Consider the following 18,226-nt stretch of genomic DNA (forward strand, 5'->3'; position numbering starts at 1 on the left):
AGTTTAGTCTATCTAATTCACTGATATTATTGGATTTATAGATTTGGCATGAGGAATGCAAGGTAATTAGTACAAATGCAGGCAGCGTTTGTGCTTCTTTTCAGTGATAAGGCAGAAATCACTGGTCACTTCATGTTCTTTGACCTCCCTCTGGGAGGTCTTTTTTTGCACCAAATTCAGCCCCTTGCCCAAAGACAAAGCACTAATCTGTGTACACTTGTGTTGAGAAATGTTCTAAATAGTTGATATTACTTAAAATTAAAACATGGCACACTACATGCATTATCAAGAGTACAAATGCAGGCAGCGTTTGTGCTTCTTTTCAGTGGTAAGGCAGAAATCACTGATCACTTCATGTTCTTTGACCTCCCTTTGGGAGGTCTTTTTTTTGCACCAAACTTAATCTCATGCCCTAAAACCAAGCAGCGGTACTGGTTCCGCCGCAGCGAAGAAAAAAAACAAGCCACTGATTTTATTAGCATTATTGAGTTGGCATAGAGAATGCATTGTTATAATTACAAATGCAGGCAGCGTTTGTGCTTCTTTTCAGTGATATGGCAGAAATCACTGATCACTTCATGTTCTTTACCTCCCTCTGGGAGGTTTTTTTTGCGTGTCGTGTCTCTGACATCGAATGGATACTAGTCGCTTTAGCTTGCTCGTTATTTGAGCGGCATCAATATTTTCAAAATCTACGCCTCCCGAAACACAAATGACATCGACAAATGTGGCGCAGATCAGACCAATGCAAAACCAGTTGCATAATATAAATCCCGTTCAGCACCGCCAGCGAGTCGTGTTGCGGCAACATATCTCTGTCAGCCAATCCTGTGCTGAAAATAAACTGAAAGAAAAAGGCCCAAATCTCTGTCTTAACCTTTAACTCACCCGATTGCGCAGCTTACAGCGAATGCTTATGCTGATGATTAATCGGACTCACATCAGGATTCAGAGGAATGAGGATGACCAAGCCAATTAAGGTGACACTTTATCGATGGGCAGGGCTGTTTGGCCCGTTTAAAGTCAAAATACCCTGTGGTGAATGCACATTAAGCAAAGATATCCTGGAAGATAGTTTACGCAATGAACTACTTGATGTACCGGTCGATCTGGAAGTCAAAGACTGGCTCAGCAACTGGTGGCAGCCACTGCGCTTTGGCGCATGGCACGCGCCTATTGTGATGGTGGAAAATCGGGTCGTCAGCCAGGGAGAGGCCCTCAACCGGGGAGCGTTTATTCAGGCCGTGATCAGCGAATGGGCCAAACGAGACAGGTTACAGGGCAATATTCTCTTTGGGAAACACAACTGCCCATACTGTCAAAAAGCCAAGAAACTGCTCGATAGCGCCGGTATTCACTATCAGTATCATGATGTGGTGAAAGAGAGTGCCGCACTGTATCGCATGATCCCGGAGGTCAAAGCACATATCGGTCATAAAACCCCGGTCACTGTACCGCAAATCTGGCTGAACGGTGACTATATTGGCGGTTGTGATGCACTTGAACATTGGCTCAAAAGCCATACAGACAGCAACAATATTATCCACTTCTCAAGCCAGGCCAGTAGTGAGTAACACAACGTTGAGCTAGGGTTTCAACCCTATGTTTCAATTCCTTAATTTCAATTCCATCGTTTCAATCCCAGATAAAAACGAAAAGCCCCGGTTGTGGCAACCAGGGCTTCGATAATATCGATGGCTCGCGTTAGCGGCTGATTTTCTTCCACAATGTTTTAATGAAAGACTTTTTCTTCGGCTTACTTTTACCGTACAGCTCTGCATGCATCAGCTGCTGACCAATTACTTGACTCATGTACAGTGCACCTAAATCATTACCCATGATTCTCTCCCACACCAAGATGTAATTTAACTACATATTGAAGTTAATATAGCATCAAACCGGGATAAAGCAAGATACGCATCACACTTTTAAGTAATTTAAAAACAAAGCGTAGTAATTACACAACAAATCAGCTGCGTTTAGGCTGTTTATAGGTCTTGCCGGCCGCCTGATAAGTGTCCTTCACTTTGACATCAAACAGCGCATCAAAGAACCAGGCTACAAACTTAATCACATCTTCACCTTCGTTCATGATGTGTTCAACGTATTCCTGCTCTACGCCCTGTTCATCGGTCTGCACAGACACATGATAGATACGTTGTTCACCTTCAATATCAGCCAGCGCAAACTGTCCACTCAGAGACTGTGCCGCTTCCGCGATATCCGCGTCATCCGATTGCTTCAGCAATTCGAGCGCTTGTGGCAGTGATTCTTTCGCACATAGTTCTTTTACCAGCGCTTCAAACTCATTCTGTTGCATGTCGATTCCTCTTTAATTGCAGCGCTGAAGTATAACGATAAGGTGCGCAAACTGCACCAGCATTACGCGGCATCAGTCAAAATCGTCCCTCATACCACATCAGGTGAGGCAACCGAAGAAAACTCAATTCCCCCGATAAGTCGAATACGCATAAGGGCTGAGTAACAGTGGAATGTGATAATGTGCCGTTTTATCGGTGACATTAAAATCAACCGGGATCTCGCTGTAGAAGCTGTCGATATGTTGCTGCTTAAAGAAGGGGGCAACATCAAAAACCACCCGGTAATGCTCACTGTCGCCTAACGCAAAACTGTTGATTCGACCCTGAGCGTTGGTGGTTTGCTCGGATAATAACTGCCATTCGCCGTTCAATTGCTGATAGAAGCGGACATCCACACCTTGCCCGGGTAAACCCTGATTGGTATCCAGCACATGCACGCTCACATCCGCCAAAGCCGGAACACTGGTCAGTAAAGCCGCCGTCAATACGCTGCGTTGAATAAACCGGCTCATCGTTTTTTGCTTAACCATCTTTGGTCACCTCTGTTGTAATGAATATGCCCATCACAAGACCTTGAGACTGCGATAAATATTTCACGCTACGATAAATTTTTACCGCACAGGTAAGAGTTTATTCCTCGATAAAAGCGTTTATAGTGTTGGCCGTCTGTATTAACCCGGCTTTGCCGGATGCCCATCACCCTACAGGAGTATTCTATGGATTGGCTGCAAAGTGTTACCACTTATACCCGCGTGGTCGAAGAAGGCAGCTTTAACGGCGCGGCACGCAAACTCAATACCACCAGCTCAGCCGTCAGCAAGCGTATCCATTGGCTCGAGGAGCGGATCGGTGTTCAGTTGCTCAAACGCACGACCCGTTTCTGTGACGCAAACCGAAGCCGGGGCTCTATTTTATCAGCGCGCGAAATCACAACTGGAAAGCTGGCAATCAGTCGTCGATGAAACCCGCTCACTCAACCAAAGCCCGGCCGGACTACTGAAAATCGGTGCCACTTTGGCGGTAGGTTCCAAATTCCTGATGCAGTATGTCGACGAGTTTCTTCATCTTTATCCCGATATCCGTATCCAGCTGACGACCACAACGCCAGGCCAGTTACCTGAACTGCATCTTGATCTGTTCATCAGCCGTGAAATCGAACAGCTCAATTCCCTCAGCTTTAAAGCGACAGCCCTGTTTGAGCATCACGCCGGCTTTTACGCCTCTCCGCAATATCTGCAGCGCCACGGCATGCCAACCCGGCTGCAAGATCTTAATGACCACAATGTATTGTGCTGGGGTGAGCAGACGCGACGCGAGATGAAAACCAGTAATAACCAACGCATCACGGTATCGGGTAATTTTGCCACGACCAATCCTGAAGCCCTATTTTATGCCGGCAAATGTGGCATGGGTATTGTGGTCTCCAACCATGTCATGCTGAAAGAAGAACTCAGACAGGGATCATTGGTGCGTATTTTGCCGGACATCACCATCGATCAGGCCACGGTCTATGCCTACTACCCGAAACTGGATTATCAGCACACGCGTACCCAGTTGTTTCTTAATTTCCTCAAGCAGAAACTGGCTCAGTCACAAGACAAAACGCTAAGTTTTGGATGATGTCGCAAAGCGGACAAAAAACACCCAACCAGTTAGTACCAACTAACACATTGATTTTCGATAACTAATATTACGCATCTGCACAGAACAACGCAGATAGTGGAAAATTGTGATAATTTCAGCCATAGTAACAAAGCGCATAATATGATATCAGTTACTTAATTCCCATCAGCCTGTCTGAGACAACGTGAGTGCGAATTATGACTACAACGTCACTGGCCAGAAACGCCGTTAGTCTGGAAACCATAAACGAACTACTTCTGCTGGAAGAGAACGCATTGCTGGACAGAGCCGCCAGAGTGCTGCATTCGCATTTCAGTACGTTTTGTACCTGTATTGTCGAACTCGATAAATCTCATTACAAGGCTCATCCCCTCTCCTATGCGGCGGGCAACGAGCTGAGAAGCAGCCCGTGCTACCAGTTGAAAGGCACCCCTTGTGAGCAGGTGGCAAAGTCCAAACAGGAGTTTTGCCTGTTTCCCTCACAGGTCAGTAAGATTTTCCCGTTTGATGATTTTCTGGCAGACAACCAGATTGAGTCGTATATCGGCGTACCTTTGCGCACCAACAGTGGCGAAGTGCTGGGGATATTGATTTCAACCTTTACCGAAACCATTCACGATGAAGACAGCATGGTGGAATACCATCGCATTATTGCGCGTATTATCGTCCATTCACTGCGTAACAAATGGTTATCTGAGCGCTCCGACAGCCTGGTCAATCAGCTGAGTTATGAAGTATCGCATGACAATCTGACCAACCTGATGAACCGCAATTATCTGTCAGATAAATTAGAGCGTCTGGTTGAGACCAGCAGCGAACCGTTTACGCTCGCTTACCTTGATATTGATAATTTTAAAGCCATCAATGACCTGTACGGACACTATATTGGCGACCAGATCATTCGGTTTGTCGCGAATTCGATTGTGCAATGCGTACGTGAAGAGAAACCTGACCTTTCGGATTGCCGGCGATGAGTTCGCTTTTATCACCTACTCATCAGACCCGCTCAAAATTTGCCGCTCCATTCTCGATAAGCTCGAACAAGGCTACTTCGACCCGTCCCATCGCATCAAAGTCGGCCTCAGTATCGGTATTGCGAAAAAAGGACCGGAAGCGATCAGCGCTGACCAGCTGATACTCAATGCCAGCCTGGCGCTGAAAGATTGTAAACAGAGCCGCAGCAGCCAGATTCGCTGCTATGACACCCATCTGAGCAGTCAATATCACCGCCGCACTCAAATCATTGACGCTCTGCGCAGTGAACTGGATAAAACCAGTGTCACCGAGGCGGAGATTTTTATCGTCGTACAGCCAATCGTGCAGCGAGGCCAAAGCGATTGGAACTATTATGAAGTCCTGGCACGCTGGAATCACCCCAGCATGGGCTTCATCTCTCCGGTTGAATTTATCGAAGCAGCCGAACAGTCCGGGCTAATCATTGAACTTGGGGAGCGTATTGTAGAACTGGCCTGTGAAGCCAAAGCTGCGTTAGAGGCGGAACTGGGTTACAAAGTTAAGCTAGGGCTAAACTGCTCAGCGTATGAATTAACCAATTCGACCCGTTATCTCAATCACTTGATGCACACACTCAACCATTATCAGTTCGCTCCGCATGAGTTCACCATTGAGCTGACCGAAACGGTGCTGCTGTTACAGACCAATGAGGTGAAGTACATTCTCGACCGGCTGAGAGAACTCGGTTTTACTGTCGCATTGGATGATTTTGGCACCGGCTACTCCAGTCTCAACTACATCCATAGCTATCCGATCGACTGCATCAAGATAGACGCCAGCTTTATTCGCAATATGTTGTGCAACGAGAACTCAGAGCGGGTGGTCTGGCTGATTATCCAGCTCGCCAAACAGTTACAGGTCGACTTGGTCGCCGAAGGCGTGGAAAGTCAGGATGAGTTAGACAAGCTCTATTCGATGGGCTGTGAGCAAATTCAGGGCTACTTTTTCTCAAAACCGGACAGGCCGGCCCACATTGCTCAGCTGTGGCGTGAAAACCGCGCTAAGCTGGCCGGTACCCGTTCAGAAAACGCCGAACAGACCAGTCGTCCCGATCAAAGTAATCATCCCGATCAAGACAATTATCGCGATTAACCCTCATCATCGCGCTTAACACGGCAGCGAGGTTAGTGGTAGTCACGAGGTTTGGCGGAGCGAGCACATAAAAAAAGGCCCTGTAAAACAGGGCCTTTATCATACAATACTGGTGTGATACCCGGCCAAATCGGCCCGGCACCACTGTCCATTAAGAACCGGAGCTCATTAAGAGCCTGATTCAGGTGTCGCTTCAGTAGCTGAAACTTCATTAGCGGACGATGTCTCGGCCTGGTTTGCGGCCAGTAAGCCTTCCTGCTGTTCCAGCATGGTGTCGAGCTGATCACGGCGCGCGATAAAATTCGCCATATCCTTTTTCGGCACCGAATTTGCCATCGGAATTTTCGCCGTCATCGGATTGACCGGATGTCCGCGTACAATCAACTCATAATGGATATGCGGCCCGGTAACCCGGCCGGTAGCACCCGATAAAGCAATACGTTGACCACGGGTAATCTTCTGGCCTTTGTGAACCAGAATTTTACTCAGGTGCAGATAACGCGTGGTATAGGTACTGCCATGGTTGATCACCACGTACTTACCGGCGTAGGGATGGTTACGGGTCATGACGACCACGCCATCGCCCGTTGCTAAAACCGGTGTACCGGTCGGCGCAGCAAAGTCAGTTCCGTTGTGCGGCGCGATGCGGCCGGTCACCGGATGACGACGCTGCGGATCAAACGGTGAAGACATACGCCACTTGTGAGCACTTGGATAGCGCTGGAAAGCGCGTTGCAGGCTCTCACCATTTTTATCGTAATACTGACCATCTTTGTAAAGATACGCGGTGACTTCATTACTGCGACCCAAAATCTTGATCGCCTGAATCTCACGGTTGCCCGTCAGTTTATCGCCAACGTATTGACGTGACTGCACAACTTCGAACCGGTCACCGGCACGCAAATCACGCCCAAAATTAATTTTATCTTTCAGCAACGTTACTATCTGATCGATATCTGAGCTTCCCAGGCCCAACTGATTTGCCGACTGCGAGAAACTGCCCTGAATTTCACCAATCAACGCAAACTCTTTCCATTTGCCCGGAATTTTAACGTCCTTGAACTCGTAGCCACCATCCGGCGTTCGAGAATACACCGCGCGCTCGACCATGCTGAATTCCAGCTCCATTTTGGCCAGGCTCTTACCATCCTGACCTTTCCAGAAGCGCAAAATATTGCCTGGTTTCAGCGTATCCAGTGCGAGGTAGTTTAAATCGGTTTCCATTACCTTCATCATTTCCTGGTAAGTAAATCCCAGTTGCGTGAAGATAGAGCTCAGATTATCACCAGATTGAATCTCATATTCATAATCCGGATAGACTCGCTGTGAGTCTGCCGAATCAGACAGAATCGACTCCACGATTTGCGATTCTGGAATCGACAATTCGATTGTTCGTGGATACGAAGGACTGTTAAGCGAAGATGAGATGGCTGCCACTGCCAGTAGGGGTAATCCTACAACTGATGCTTTCTTGCGTTTAGAAAGCTCAGAAAATCGTAATATTAGAGACTTCGGTAGCACAATCTAACCCGTGGATAATGTTAAAAGAGCACAAAGAGTAAGTTTTTTTTGGCTAAAAGTCACCTGTAGAGTGTCATACAGTGTCAATCACAGATTAAAAAAGGTTCATCGCGGATTGGCGGGAACTTAAAACAAAAACGGTAGTAAGTGATAAGGTTACATCGCCAAACACAACCTTACACAAACTACCGTTTTCATGCCGAATCATACTTTCCTATCCTCGTTCTGGGAAGGCTTTCATGTCGTAAAGTCTGTACAAACGTCTTCTCTCATCACGATTACTCTCCAACCCAGCACGACTGCTCGATGTTCATGTGGGCAACATGTTCAAGCCATACATGATTATCAGTGGCGCACGATTAAGGAAGCGACGATTCTCGGCGTACCCGTCGAGCTATCCCTACAAACAAGGCGTATAAAGTGCCCTGACTGCGGTATCAAAACCGAATCTATTTCTTGGCTTGAACCTTTTGCTCGCCTGACTAACCGCTTAAGACGTTACATTGAGCAGTTGCTGCCTCTTCTTCCTATCAAACATATCGCCCAGATGACGGGGGTTCATTGGCATACGATTAAGGCGATAGATAAACGTCGGCTACAACATGCGGTGCCAGAGGTTAACTGGGCAGAGCTGAGACAGCTGGTCATGGATGAGTTTGCTCTCTTCAAGGGACATCGTTATGCCACTGTTATCGCGGATGCTAAGACGCATCAAGTGCTTTGGATAGGCGTTGGACGCAGCCGAAAAGATATCCGTCCCTTCTTTGAATTACTCGGTGAGCATGGCCAGAACATAGAAGCGGTTGCAATGGATATGAATACGGCTTTCGACCTCGAAGTGCAGCGACATTGTCCTAACGCCCGCATTGTGTACGATTTATTCCATGTGGTCGCAAAATTTGGTCGGGAAGTGATGGATAGAGTCAGAGTTGACCAAGCTAATCAACTCAAACAGGACAAGAAAGCGCGCCAATGGGTGAAACGTTCACGCTGGGTTCTCCTCAAAAACAGAGGTAATTTAGACAGTAAACAGGAGAGCTATCTGAGTGAGATACTGAGTATGAACAAAGACTTAATGGTGACGTATTTACTTGGCTCTCAGCTAAAAGAGTTATGGAGGTGCGAGTCAGAAAGCGAAGCGGAAGACTTATGGGACGTATGGTGGGAGCAAGTTCAAGAAAGCGGGATCAAGCCGCTTATGGACTTCGCGAGAAAGCTCAAACCGTATCTTCATGGCATCGTTGCTTCTGCAAGCTACCCACTCAATACCTGTACGCTCGAAGGGATAAACAACAAGATAAAGTTAATCAAACGAATGGGCTACGGCTACCGAGATATCGATTACTTTTTTTTAAAGATAAAAGCGGCTTTCCCCGGAAAGCCGCGATGAACCTTAAAAAAGGCACCGTAGTGCCTTGTAAGATTTATGTTAGATTTCACTGATATTATGCTCGTCCACACGGATAGAATGGCGCACTGAACAAGGGGCGACATATCAGCAACGGATAGATTGACTACTGATACGTTTTCACCAGGCAGTTATCTTCACCAAAACCGTTAGGGATGTATTGATCGGCCTCAGCATCATTGACCCACTGCTCAGTATCGAGCAGATAGCGGAACTGATATTCACCATCTTTGGGTAAACGCGTTTTGAATTTAAAGGTGCCGGTTTTGGCCACTTTTTTCATTGGTTCAGGCTGCCAACCAAGAAAATCAGCCACAATTTCAACCTTTGAGGCTTGTGACGGAACTTCCAGCTCAAACGTCACTTCCACTTCATCTTTGGTTTTAAAAAAACGCTTATTAATCATGTCAAAACTCCATTTTTGAAAAAATCATTCCGCTAGCCGACTATAAAACTAACCTGCTGTAGAAAAAGCATCATCTGTAGAAAAGAGAAGCATCTGCAGATAAGAAAATCAGCTCTGCATAAAAGTCATCAGTCATACGTGAAACGAACCAGCCACAGATGTTAGTACGCATCAGCGGCTCTCTGGACACCCGGCAGTTATTGCACAGGCCAGGTACAACGCCTGTGCTGACACTGGCTGTTCATTGTTATTGAATTAACTGATATTTCTGCGATATACCCACCATTATAGACTTAAACTTTGTCGGGACCTCACTCAGAGCCTGATTCTCATCATGAGTCAGCAGAGAAACGTTAAGTTGGTCATCCTTTTGTTCTAATGCCTGCACCACAATACGATCGCCTAACCAAAGACTGTCAGTCATCACCATGCGTTGCCGCTGGGCATCAAACTCAAACAAAGCGAGATAGTACATCAGAGCACTACCCTGATCAGACACCCGGATAATACCGGCATAGCCATACCGCTGAGAGAATTGCTCCAGTTTGAGCACAGTTCGGGTATCGAGCACAACCTCACCACGTTTCCTGACCTGAATCATAACGCCCCAGCACCGCGTGCCGGGCATCATCCCGTTCATTGATCAACGCAAAGGCGAAAGAGCCAGGTACCCCAATGGTCAGCGGGGCGCTGACCTGAAGATTAAACAACTGGCCGACAATCATATCGCGCTCGGCAGGCCGTGCAGGAAACTTGGCCAGGATTTCTTCATCCGACAAAGAGAATCGATATACTCCTGCGGCTACGACCAACACCAGCAACAACAGTGGCGTCAGTAATATTAAAGGAATCGGCAGCCAGCGTTTTCTCATTGTTCTTTCTCCCAAGCGTTATCTTCCAAGCGATTTGCCTCCAAACGTTTTTCCAAACGATTCGACTCCGGGCGGTAGCCTGCAAAAAAGGGCTCTTCATCATTCTGGCCTTGCTCACCACCCCAATACACCACGATTAGCGGGCACTATACCTCAATCTTCACTCCGGGTTGCCGGAGCACAAGCAAAATGTGCAGTGCGCCGGGTTTCACTTTACAGCGTTCGCAATAAGCGTAAAATCCACGCCGCGCATTACCATTACTTATGTAAGGTTATTCTCTATGTTTGCTATCGTTGAGTCCTATAAAAACGGCTTACTGAAGTCCGGTCACTGGACACGTAATCTCGTTGCCGGCCTGATTGTCGGTGTCGTCGCACTCCCGCTGGCAATGGCCTTTGCCATTGCGTCCGGAGTCAAACCGGAACAAGGCATTTATACCGCCATTATTGCTGGCATCATTGTATCCCTATGCGGCGGTTCCAGAGTTCAGATAGCCGGTCCGACCGGCGCATTTATTGTTATTCTGGCCGCAATCGTTGCCGAACACGGCATCGTCGGACTGCAAATCGCCACCATGATGGCAGGCGCCATCCTGCTGCTGCTGGGCATCAGTAAACTTGGCAGTATCATCCGTTATATCCCGAATCCGGTGATCGTCGGATTTACCAGCGGGATCGGGGTCATCATCTGGGTCGGTCAGTGGCGCGAATTTTTTGGCCTGCCCGCCATTCACGCCGAACATTTTCATCAGAAACTGCTGGCTCTGCTGCAAGCGTTACCACAACTGGATATAACCACCACACTGCTGGCCGTGTTGTCGCTATTTTTGGTTTTGGCCGGACCGAAAATACCCTACCTGAAAAAAATACCGGGCCCGCTGCTGGCGCTGGTCATCGTCACGACATTGCAGTATGTGCTGCAGTTTGACGGCGTGCGTACGATTGGCTCAGCGTTTGGAGGTATTCCGCAAGGACTGCCGTCTCTTTCTGTCCCCGAGATAAGCCTGGCTCAAATCCTCACGCTGATTGGGCCGGCCTTTGCCATCGCCATGTTGGGTGCAATTGAATCTTTGCTGTCTGCGGTCGTCGCTGACGGGATGGCGGGCACTAAACATAATTCCAATCAGGAGCTGATTGGTCAGGGTATCGCTAACATGATCACGCCTCTGTTTGGTGGTATCGCCGCGACCGGAGCCATAGCACGCACTGCAACCAATATCCGCAATGGAGGCAACAGCCCGATTGCCGGTGTGGTGCATGCCCTGACTCTGGTAGTGATCATTCTGGCCCTGGCGCCGCTGGCCGTTAACATCCCGCTCGCAACACTGAGCGCGATATTGTTTGTAGTGGCATGGAATATGAGTGAAGCCGGGCATTTTGTGAAACTTATCCGCCGCGCACCACGAGCCGATGTGGTCATTCTGCTATTGACCTTTCTGCTCACCGTGTTTGCTGATCTGGTTGTCGCCGTCAATATCGGGGTTATTCTTGCTATTTTGCACTTTGTCAAACGCATGGCAGCCAGTGTTGAGGTCACCGCCAATACCAGCCAGGATCTCAGCCAGGAAACTTCGCGAGTACAACCTGACCGTGTTACCTCGCGACATCGCGGTCTACGCTCTGGACGGACCCTTCTTTTTTGCCGCCGCTGAGAGTTTCGAACGGGTCATGAGCAGCATTGCCCTGCCGCCGCAGATCCTGATCATCCGCCTGAAGTGGGTACCTTTTATGGATATTACCGGCTTGCAGACACTGGAAGAGATGGTGACCCGCTTCCAACACCAGCAGGTGAATGTCTTGCTCTCCGGTGCCAACCCCAGAGTGGCACATAAGCTGCGCCGGGCAGGAATTGTCGCCTTACTTGGTGAACAAAACATCCATCCGGATTTTCATCATGCCCTGGGAGCCGCGCTGGCAATGACAGAACCGGCCACAGACAAGAATCCATCGTTCAACTGAACATTACTAATTACCCATTTTGTCCTCTTCACCCCTGAATTTACAAATCAGGGGTGTTTTTTTGACCGCAATGCCGGGTTATCAACCTCTTTTGTGTTGTTTCATCATAACGTGCTATGGGACTGTGTTCATGGTCACATAAAAAGCACAAACCATTTTAAACATCCCGTTCACCAATGTAACAATAACCAAACAATTCACTATATTGACACCACACCCTAGTGAAATGAAGTGAATATTTAACGATATTTAATGAATAGTATTGCTCAAAACATAAAAACTAGATATTCTTGCGCGCATGAGTAAATAGGGATATTGAGTGAATGACTATGCCAGGGAGTGGGTATTACTTGAACCAGTGGTATCACGAGAGACGCAATGCAAGATAACGCTCAAACTATTAAATCACCGGCAGAAGGCGCTTCTTCCGGCAGCTTCTGGATGTTCCTGATCCCTTCTCTGATCGGGCTTTTCCTGTTTATGGCCCCGATCAGCTATGAGGACTCTTTGACGATTCCTGTCGCTATTCTGGCCAAATCGATTCAAGCGCTACTCGGTGACAGCCTGGTTGCTATCGTGACCATCATCATCGCTTTTATGTCGGTTGCTTCCGTATTAACCAAACTTTTCCAACCGGCATGGATCACTCAACGTCCGTTTCTGAATGGTCTGTTTAATCCGAACTGGATCTGGCTCGTTGTACGTATCATTGGCGGCGCGGCAGTGATCATGACCTTTTTCCAAATTGGTCCTAAAGCGGTTTGGGAAGAAAATACCGGTGGCTTGGTGCTGGAAGGCCTGCTACCGACCCTGTTTTCGGTCTTCATTTTTGCCGGCCTGCTGCTGCCACTGCTGCTGAACTTTGGTTTGCTGGAACTGATGGGCGCACTGCTGAGTAAAATCATGCGTCCGCTGTTTAACCTGCCTGGTCGCAGTGCGATTGACTGTGTTGCGTCGTGGCTGGGTGACGGCAGCGTCGGTATTCTGCTGACCAGTAAGCAGTATGAAGGTAAGTTTTATACTCAGCGTGAAGCTGCCGTGGTCGGTACCACATTCTCTGCTGTATCGATTACGTTCAGCCTGATCGTGATTGCGCAGGTTGGCCTGGAGCATCTGTTTCCTGCCATTCTACGCCGCTATCTGTCTGGCTGGCTTGGTGGCTGCTGTCATTATTCCTCGCCTGCCACCACTGAGCACGAAAAAAGATACCTATATCGATGGCAGTAAACCAGACGCCGATCAGGATGCCGTACCACAAGGTCAAACCGCATTCTCATGGGGAATGGACCTGGCACTGACCAAAGCAGGCCAGGTCGGTTCGCTGAAAAACGTATTGGCTGAAGGCGTACGCAACGCTGTTGATATGGTATTCGGGGTTCTGCCTGTGGTGATGGGTCTGGGTACGATTGCACTGGTTATCGCTGAATATACATCTGTGTTCTCGATTCTGGGTCAGCCGTTTGTGCCTTACCTGGAACTGCTGGGCATTCCGGAAGCAGTTCAGGCATCACAGACCATGGTGGTGGGTTTTGCCGATATGTTTATCCCGGCCATTCTGGCTGCTTCAATCGATAACGAAATGACCCGTTTTGTGATTGCCGCTATGTCGGTAACACAGCTGATCTACTTATCCGAAGTCGGTGCTCTGCTACTGGGCAGCCGTATTCCGGTCAACATTATCGAGCTGTTCGTGATTTTCATCCTGCGTACCCTGATTACGCTGCCAGTGATTGCAGGTGTTGCTCACCTGATTTTCTAAATTCACTGAGTTTTCCCGACAGCAAAAACCTCACTTCATCGTGAGGTTTTTTTATGTCAGTCACTCTTTGTTATTTTTCGCTTCAAGAGTGAAATCAGGTACTAACACTTTAGTCAATAGTACGTTCCATTGAACCTGCACTCACCCTATAATAGCGACAAGCCTGAGCGCAGCGCTCAAAGAACCCGCTTACACACCCATAGCTTCTCCGTCTATAAGTATCAGAAACTAACGGGTGGTTTACCGTCAAGTCGAGCGCGTAAGCCACACAAGACGAGAGTACTTTGCGCCACTATCGACCGGTAAGATCATGACTATGCCTTATCTGAATTCAGAGACGACGGCTGCCGTCAAAAGAAAAGCGCTTCACCCTCTGATCTTTTGGGCTAAATTGCTGCTGATTGTGATTTCCGTTCTGCTGGTCGTTGCCAATCTTTATACTCTAAAAACCACCCGTGATCTGGCACGCTCTTACTCCAATCAACAAAATCAGGCAACCTGGTTCCTGTTTCAGCTGACCAAAGAGTTTACTGAAATGATTGCCGAATCACCTTATATCCTCGCATCAGAGGAGAAGGCTGAAAAAGTCTGGCTGAAATATGACCTGACCTGGAGCCGGTTCGATGTCACTTTAAATAGTGAAGAGTCGCAGGCTTTCCTCACCCTGGACGGCACTTATCCGTTTCTTCAGGCAAGCGTTTGAAGATTTCAAACAACTCGAGCCGCTGCTTAAAGCAGTCAAAGACAACAATAGCCTCCAGCAGTTTGAGAGCCAGTCTCAGCATCTTTATCAGACTATCATCAGTTATATTAACGACAAATTCCGCGTCCAGAGCCCGATTTATATTGAGCAGAAACAGCAGGCTTTGACTCTGACACAATTGCAGTTTGGCCTGATGCTGGTGCTGTTTATCTGTATTGCTCTGGTCAGCTTCATCCTGCACACCGAAGCACGCTTTCACAAACTACTGGCACGGACAGACCCGCTCACCGGCCTTGCCAATCGCCAGGCTTTGTTTGAAACCCTGCACCGCTACCGTGATGGTCAGCGTTTTGCACTGATGCTGCTTGATCTGAATGGTTTTAAGCCGATTAACGATCAGCTGGGCCATCAGGCCGGTGATACGGTGCTCAAACAGCTGGCCCATCGTTTAAATCAGATACCAACGTTTCACTACCAGGTGTTTCGCATGGGCGGAGATGAATTTGCCATTGTGCTCGACAGCGGTGACGCTGAGCACATTGAGGGCATGCATGCACTGATCATGGACTGCTTCAGTGCTCGTTTTTCACCACAAACTTTCAGCACGCATCCGCATCAGTCGTCACTTCATCTGTGCAGCCAGTCCGAATTCAGCATGAGTTGCAGCCTGGGTACCAGCTGCTTTCCTGAGGACACCACCAATATCAACGAGCTGATTTATCTGGCAGATAAACGTATGTATGCCGCAAAGCATCACTACCAACAGTCACACTCTCAGTCACGGTCAGAGGTCAGCACCAACCATCATGCTGCACAGCGACAGCCGCAGGTGCAACGACAAGCATAAAAAAGCCCCTCATAAAATGAGGGGCAAGGTTACCATCGCTTTATAGTTATAATACGTTGAGGCTAATGACTTAGCCGAAATCACCGTTAACATAGCCGCGAGTGCGATCGTCTTTCGGCTCATTAAAGATATTCTGGGTTTCATCGTGCTCCACCAGCTCTCCCATCAGGAAAAAGGCGGTACGATCGGAAATACGACGAGCCTGCTGCATCGAGTGTGTCACAATAACGATGGTATAGTTCTTTTTCAGCTCTTCCATCAACTCTTCAATTTTGTGGGTCGCAATCGGGTCAAGCGCCGACGTCGGCTCATCCATTAGAATCACGTCCGGCTGCATCGCGATGGTACGAGCAATACATAAACGTTGCTGCTGACCACCAGACAGACCAAATGCATGCGACTTAAGACGATCTTTCACTTCATCCCACAGCGCCGCACCGCGCAGCGAGCTTTCCACCACTTCATCAATGTGTTTTTTGTCTTTGATGCCCTGCGCACGCAAACCGTAAGCTACGTTTTCATAAATGCTCATCGGGAACGGGTTTGGCTTTTGGAACACCATACCGACGCGAATACGCAGATCTGCCACATCGATGTTACCGTACACATCATCGCCGTCCATCGTCAGCTTACCGGTGATTTTAACCCCTTCAATCAGGTCATTCATGCGGTTAAGGCAGCGCAGCAGAGTGGATTTACCACAACCGGACGGGCCGATCAGAGCCGTGACCTGACGAGTCGGAATTGGCAGGTTGATCGATTTCAGCGCTTGGTTTTCACCGTAAAACAGGTTCAGGTTTTCAATATTAAATTTGTTCATCGTGTTATCTCTTAAATTCTGTCAGTCGTATGAGACGAGTAAATCACGGATTAGTAAGTCGCCGTATTGAATCGCTTGGCGATCAATTTGGTAATCATGTTGATGAGCAACACGACGACAATCAGGACCGTTGCTGTACCGTAAGCCTGGTTCCACTCTTCGACAGTGAACAGCTCGGTAGTCAGCTTGTAAAGGTGAACCGTCAAGGTACGGCCCGAATCCATCAAAGAATCCGGAATACGTGCCACCATGCCAGCGGTCAGAAAGACCGGAGCCGATTCACCGATCACACGACCGATACTTAGAATGACTGAAGTCAGAATACCTGGCATTGCGCTTGGCAAAATCAGACGCCAGATAGTATAGATTTTAGAAGCACCAAGGCCGTAGGAGCCTTCGCGATAGGTTTGCGGTACAGACATCAACGCTTCTTCTGTGGTACGGATAATCACCGGCAGAATCAGAATACTCAGCGTCAGCGCCCCCGACAGAATCGAGAAACCCAGCCCCAGAATCGCCACGAAGAAGGTCATACCAAACAGACCGAAAATAATCGACGGAATACCGGCCAGAGATTCGGTACAAAAACGAATCACCTTCACCAGACGACTGCCGACTTTGGCATATTCGGTCAGATAAATAGCCGTCATGATACCGAGCGGAGCCGCCACCGCGATAGAGGCAACCACCATATAAATGGTCGAGACGATCATCGGGAAGATACCATGCTCTTCACCGGTACGAGTGTAATTATCGCTGATGAAGTTCCAGTCAACGTGCTGCAGACCGTTAGACAGAATGTACCAGATGATCCAGAACAGGAAGCCGACAGTCAGTGCCGCCGCAATCCAGATAAAGCTGCGCAGTACGTTATCTTTAAATACACGCGCTTGTTTTAGTTTTGCACGATCCATGGGTCTTACCTCGCTTTCTCACGGTTCAGGTACAGCAATGCCGCATTAAGCATCATGATAAACACCAGCAATACCACACCGGTGGCATACAGCGCATTGGCGTGAACGCCACTCGCGTATGACATTTCGATCGCAATGTTAGCGGTCAGTGTACGCGCAGAATCAAGAATGCCCTGTGGCATCGCCGGCGCATTACCCATAACCATGATGATCGCCATGGTTTCACCCAGAGCACGACCAATTCCCAGAATCACACCGGTCATAATACCTGAGCGCGCTGCCGGAACGAGCAATTTGAAAATGGTGTAGATATTTGATGCACCCAGCGCCAGAGAACCCTCTTTGTAGGTTTTTGGCACGGCACGAATCGAGGTTTCAGAAACGGTAATCACGGTTGGCAGGATCATGACTCCCAGCACAATAATACCGGCCAGAATGGTGTTACCGGCAGGAACCTGAAAGATGTTCTGAATCAGAGGAACGATGATAACCAGGCCGAAGAAGCCGTAAACCACCGAAGGGATGCCCGCCAGCAATTCGACAGCCGGACGAATGATGTCAGCCACACGTTTCGGGGCAATTTCGGCGATAAAAATAGCGGTCAGGACACCAATCGGCACCCCGACAATCACGGCACCAAAGGTAGAGACAACGGAAGCGACAATCATGGTCGCAACACCGTACAGAGCCGGCGGCAGCCAGTTTTGGCCCAGAACGATACCGGATACACCGGCTTCCTGAAACGCGGGAATACTTTCCCGGATGATAAAATAAGCAATAATCGCCAGAGAGACGATACCGATTACTGCACTGGTTAAGAACAAACCGTGGAAAATGCGCTCTCTCCAGTCGATACGCTTTTTCTCACGCAGAGTGCGTTTGGATAGCTGTGTCGATTCACTGTTCATAAGCTGGTCACTATTTGTCGCGATGGTCATATTCATCTCACTTGTCGAGCGAGTCGATG

At 48.4% G+C, this 18,226-nt stretch carries 13 protein-coding genes and 5 pseudogenes; 8 read left to right on the forward strand and 10 right to left on the reverse strand.

The window, feature by feature from the left end; translation table 11 throughout:
* The first annotated feature begins 297 nt into the window (after positions 1 to 297).
* Positions 298 to 498, forward strand: a complete 201-nt coding sequence (locus tag ABDK09_05820; protein XAW87698.1) for a hypothetical protein — start codon at positions 298 to 300, stop codon at positions 496 to 498.
* 464 nt (positions 499 to 962) lie between these two features.
* Entirely contained in the window at positions 963 to 1,574 is a 612-nt protein-coding gene (locus tag ABDK09_05825; GenBank protein ID XAW87699.1) for a glutaredoxin domain-containing protein, read from the forward strand.
* A 130-nt stretch (positions 1,575 to 1,704) separates the two neighbouring features.
* Here ABDK09_05825 and ABDK09_05830 read toward each other — a convergent pair whose 3' ends face one another.
* The 3 genes from ABDK09_05830 to uraH all read right to left on the reverse strand — a co-directional run bounded on the left by ABDK09_05830 (position 1,705) and on the right by uraH (position 2,851).
* Positions 1,705 to 1,839 (reverse strand): hypothetical protein, encoded by a 135-nt coding sequence (locus tag ABDK09_05830; protein ID XAW87700.1) that lies wholly within the window; start codon positions 1,837 to 1,839, stop codon positions 1,705 to 1,707.
* 130 nt (positions 1,840 to 1,969) lie between these two features.
* Positions 1,970 to 2,320 carry a hypothetical protein gene (locus ABDK09_05835; protein ID XAW87701.1) on the reverse strand — a complete coding sequence of 117 codons (351 nt, stop codon included), beginning with the start codon at positions 2,318 to 2,320 and terminating at the stop codon, positions 1,970 to 1,972.
* Positions 2,321 to 2,443: 123 nt separating this feature from the next.
* A complete protein-coding gene (gene uraH, locus ABDK09_05840) occupies positions 2,444 to 2,851 on the reverse strand; it encodes a hydroxyisourate hydrolase (protein XAW87702.1) in 408 nt (135 codons plus the stop codon).
* Between the two features lie 186 nt (positions 2,852 to 3,037).
* Here uraH and ABDK09_05845 point away from each other — a divergent pair.
* Together ABDK09_05845 and ABDK09_05850 are read left to right on the forward strand one after the other, a co-directional pair.
* Positions 3,038 to 3,941, forward strand: a pseudogene (locus ABDK09_05845) (LysR family transcriptional regulator).
* Between the two features lie 200 nt (positions 3,942 to 4,141).
* A pseudogene (locus tag ABDK09_05850) lies at positions 4,142 to 6,050 on the forward strand (EAL domain-containing protein).
* Positions 6,051 to 6,218: 168 nt separating this feature from the next.
* Here the strand turns inward: ABDK09_05850 and ABDK09_05855 are convergent.
* Complete coding sequence (locus tag ABDK09_05855) at positions 6,219 to 7,571, reverse strand: peptidoglycan DD-metalloendopeptidase family protein (GenBank protein XAW87703.1); 1,353 nt, start codon at positions 7,569 to 7,571, stop codon at positions 6,219 to 6,221.
* Positions 7,572 to 7,767: 196 nt separating this feature from the next.
* Here ABDK09_05855 and ABDK09_05860 point away from each other — a divergent pair, with 196 nt between their 5' ends.
* On the forward strand, positions 7,768 to 8,961 hold the full coding sequence (locus tag ABDK09_05860; GenBank protein ID XAW87704.1) for an ISL3 family transposase: 1,194 nt from the start codon (positions 7,768 to 7,770) through the stop codon (positions 8,959 to 8,961).
* 124 nt (positions 8,962 to 9,085) lie between these two features.
* Here the strand turns inward: ABDK09_05860 and ABDK09_05865 are convergent, their stop codons facing one another.
* The 3 genes from ABDK09_05865 to ABDK09_05875 all read right to left on the reverse strand — a co-directional run bounded on the left by ABDK09_05865 (position 9,086) and on the right by ABDK09_05875 (position 10,257).
* On the reverse strand, positions 9,086 to 9,385 hold the full coding sequence (locus ABDK09_05865) for an isoamylase early set domain-containing protein (GenBank protein XAW87705.1): 300 nt from the start codon (positions 9,383 to 9,385) through the stop codon (positions 9,086 to 9,088).
* A 247-nt stretch (positions 9,386 to 9,632) separates the two neighbouring features.
* A complete protein-coding gene (locus ABDK09_05870; GenBank protein XAW87706.1) occupies positions 9,633 to 9,986 on the reverse strand; it encodes a hypothetical protein in 354 nt (117 codons plus the stop codon).
* On the reverse strand, positions 9,961 to 10,257 hold the full coding sequence (locus tag ABDK09_05875) for a hypothetical protein (GenBank protein XAW87707.1): 297 nt from the start codon (positions 10,255 to 10,257) through the stop codon (positions 9,961 to 9,963). Before ABDK09_05875 ends, ABDK09_05870 begins: the two co-directional genes overlap by 26 nt.
* 281 nt (positions 10,258 to 10,538) lie before the next feature.
* On the opposite strand from ABDK09_05875, the pseudogene ABDK09_05880 reads away from it, so the two are divergent.
* From ABDK09_05880 to ABDK09_05890, 3 pseudogenes are all read left to right on the forward strand, one after another.
* Positions 10,539 to 12,216, forward strand: a pseudogene (locus ABDK09_05880) (SulP family inorganic anion transporter).
* A gap of 378 nt (positions 12,217 to 12,594) precedes the next feature.
* Positions 12,595 to 13,975, forward strand: a pseudogene (locus tag ABDK09_05885) (YjiH family protein).
* A 325-nt stretch (positions 13,976 to 14,300) separates the two neighbouring features.
* Positions 14,301 to 15,420, forward strand: a pseudogene (locus tag ABDK09_05890) (GGDEF domain-containing protein).
* 175 nt (positions 15,421 to 15,595) lie between these two features.
* Here the strand turns inward: ABDK09_05890 and pstB are convergent.
* From pstB to pstC, 3 genes are read right to left on the reverse strand one after another with little or no spacing between them, the layout of a single operon-like run.
* Positions 15,596 to 16,345, reverse strand: a complete 750-nt coding sequence (gene pstB, locus ABDK09_05895) for a phosphate ABC transporter ATP-binding protein PstB (protein ID XAW87708.1) — start codon at positions 16,343 to 16,345, stop codon at positions 15,596 to 15,598.
* Between the two features lie 50 nt (positions 16,346 to 16,395).
* On the reverse strand, positions 16,396 to 17,259 hold the full coding sequence (gene pstA / locus ABDK09_05900) for a phosphate ABC transporter permease PstA (protein XAW87709.1): 864 nt from the start codon (positions 17,257 to 17,259) through the stop codon (positions 16,396 to 16,398).
* A gap of 5 nt (positions 17,260 to 17,264) precedes the next feature.
* Positions 17,265 to 18,197, reverse strand: a complete 933-nt coding sequence (pstC, locus tag ABDK09_05905) for a phosphate ABC transporter permease subunit PstC (protein ID XAW87710.1) — start codon at positions 18,195 to 18,197, stop codon at positions 17,265 to 17,267.
* Positions 18,198 to 18,226 lie beyond the last annotated feature (29 nt).

It is taken from the genome of Vibrio sp. CDRSL-10 TSBA, assembly GCA_039696685.1.
Classification (GTDB): Bacteria; Pseudomonadota; Gammaproteobacteria; order Enterobacterales; family Vibrionaceae; genus Vibrio.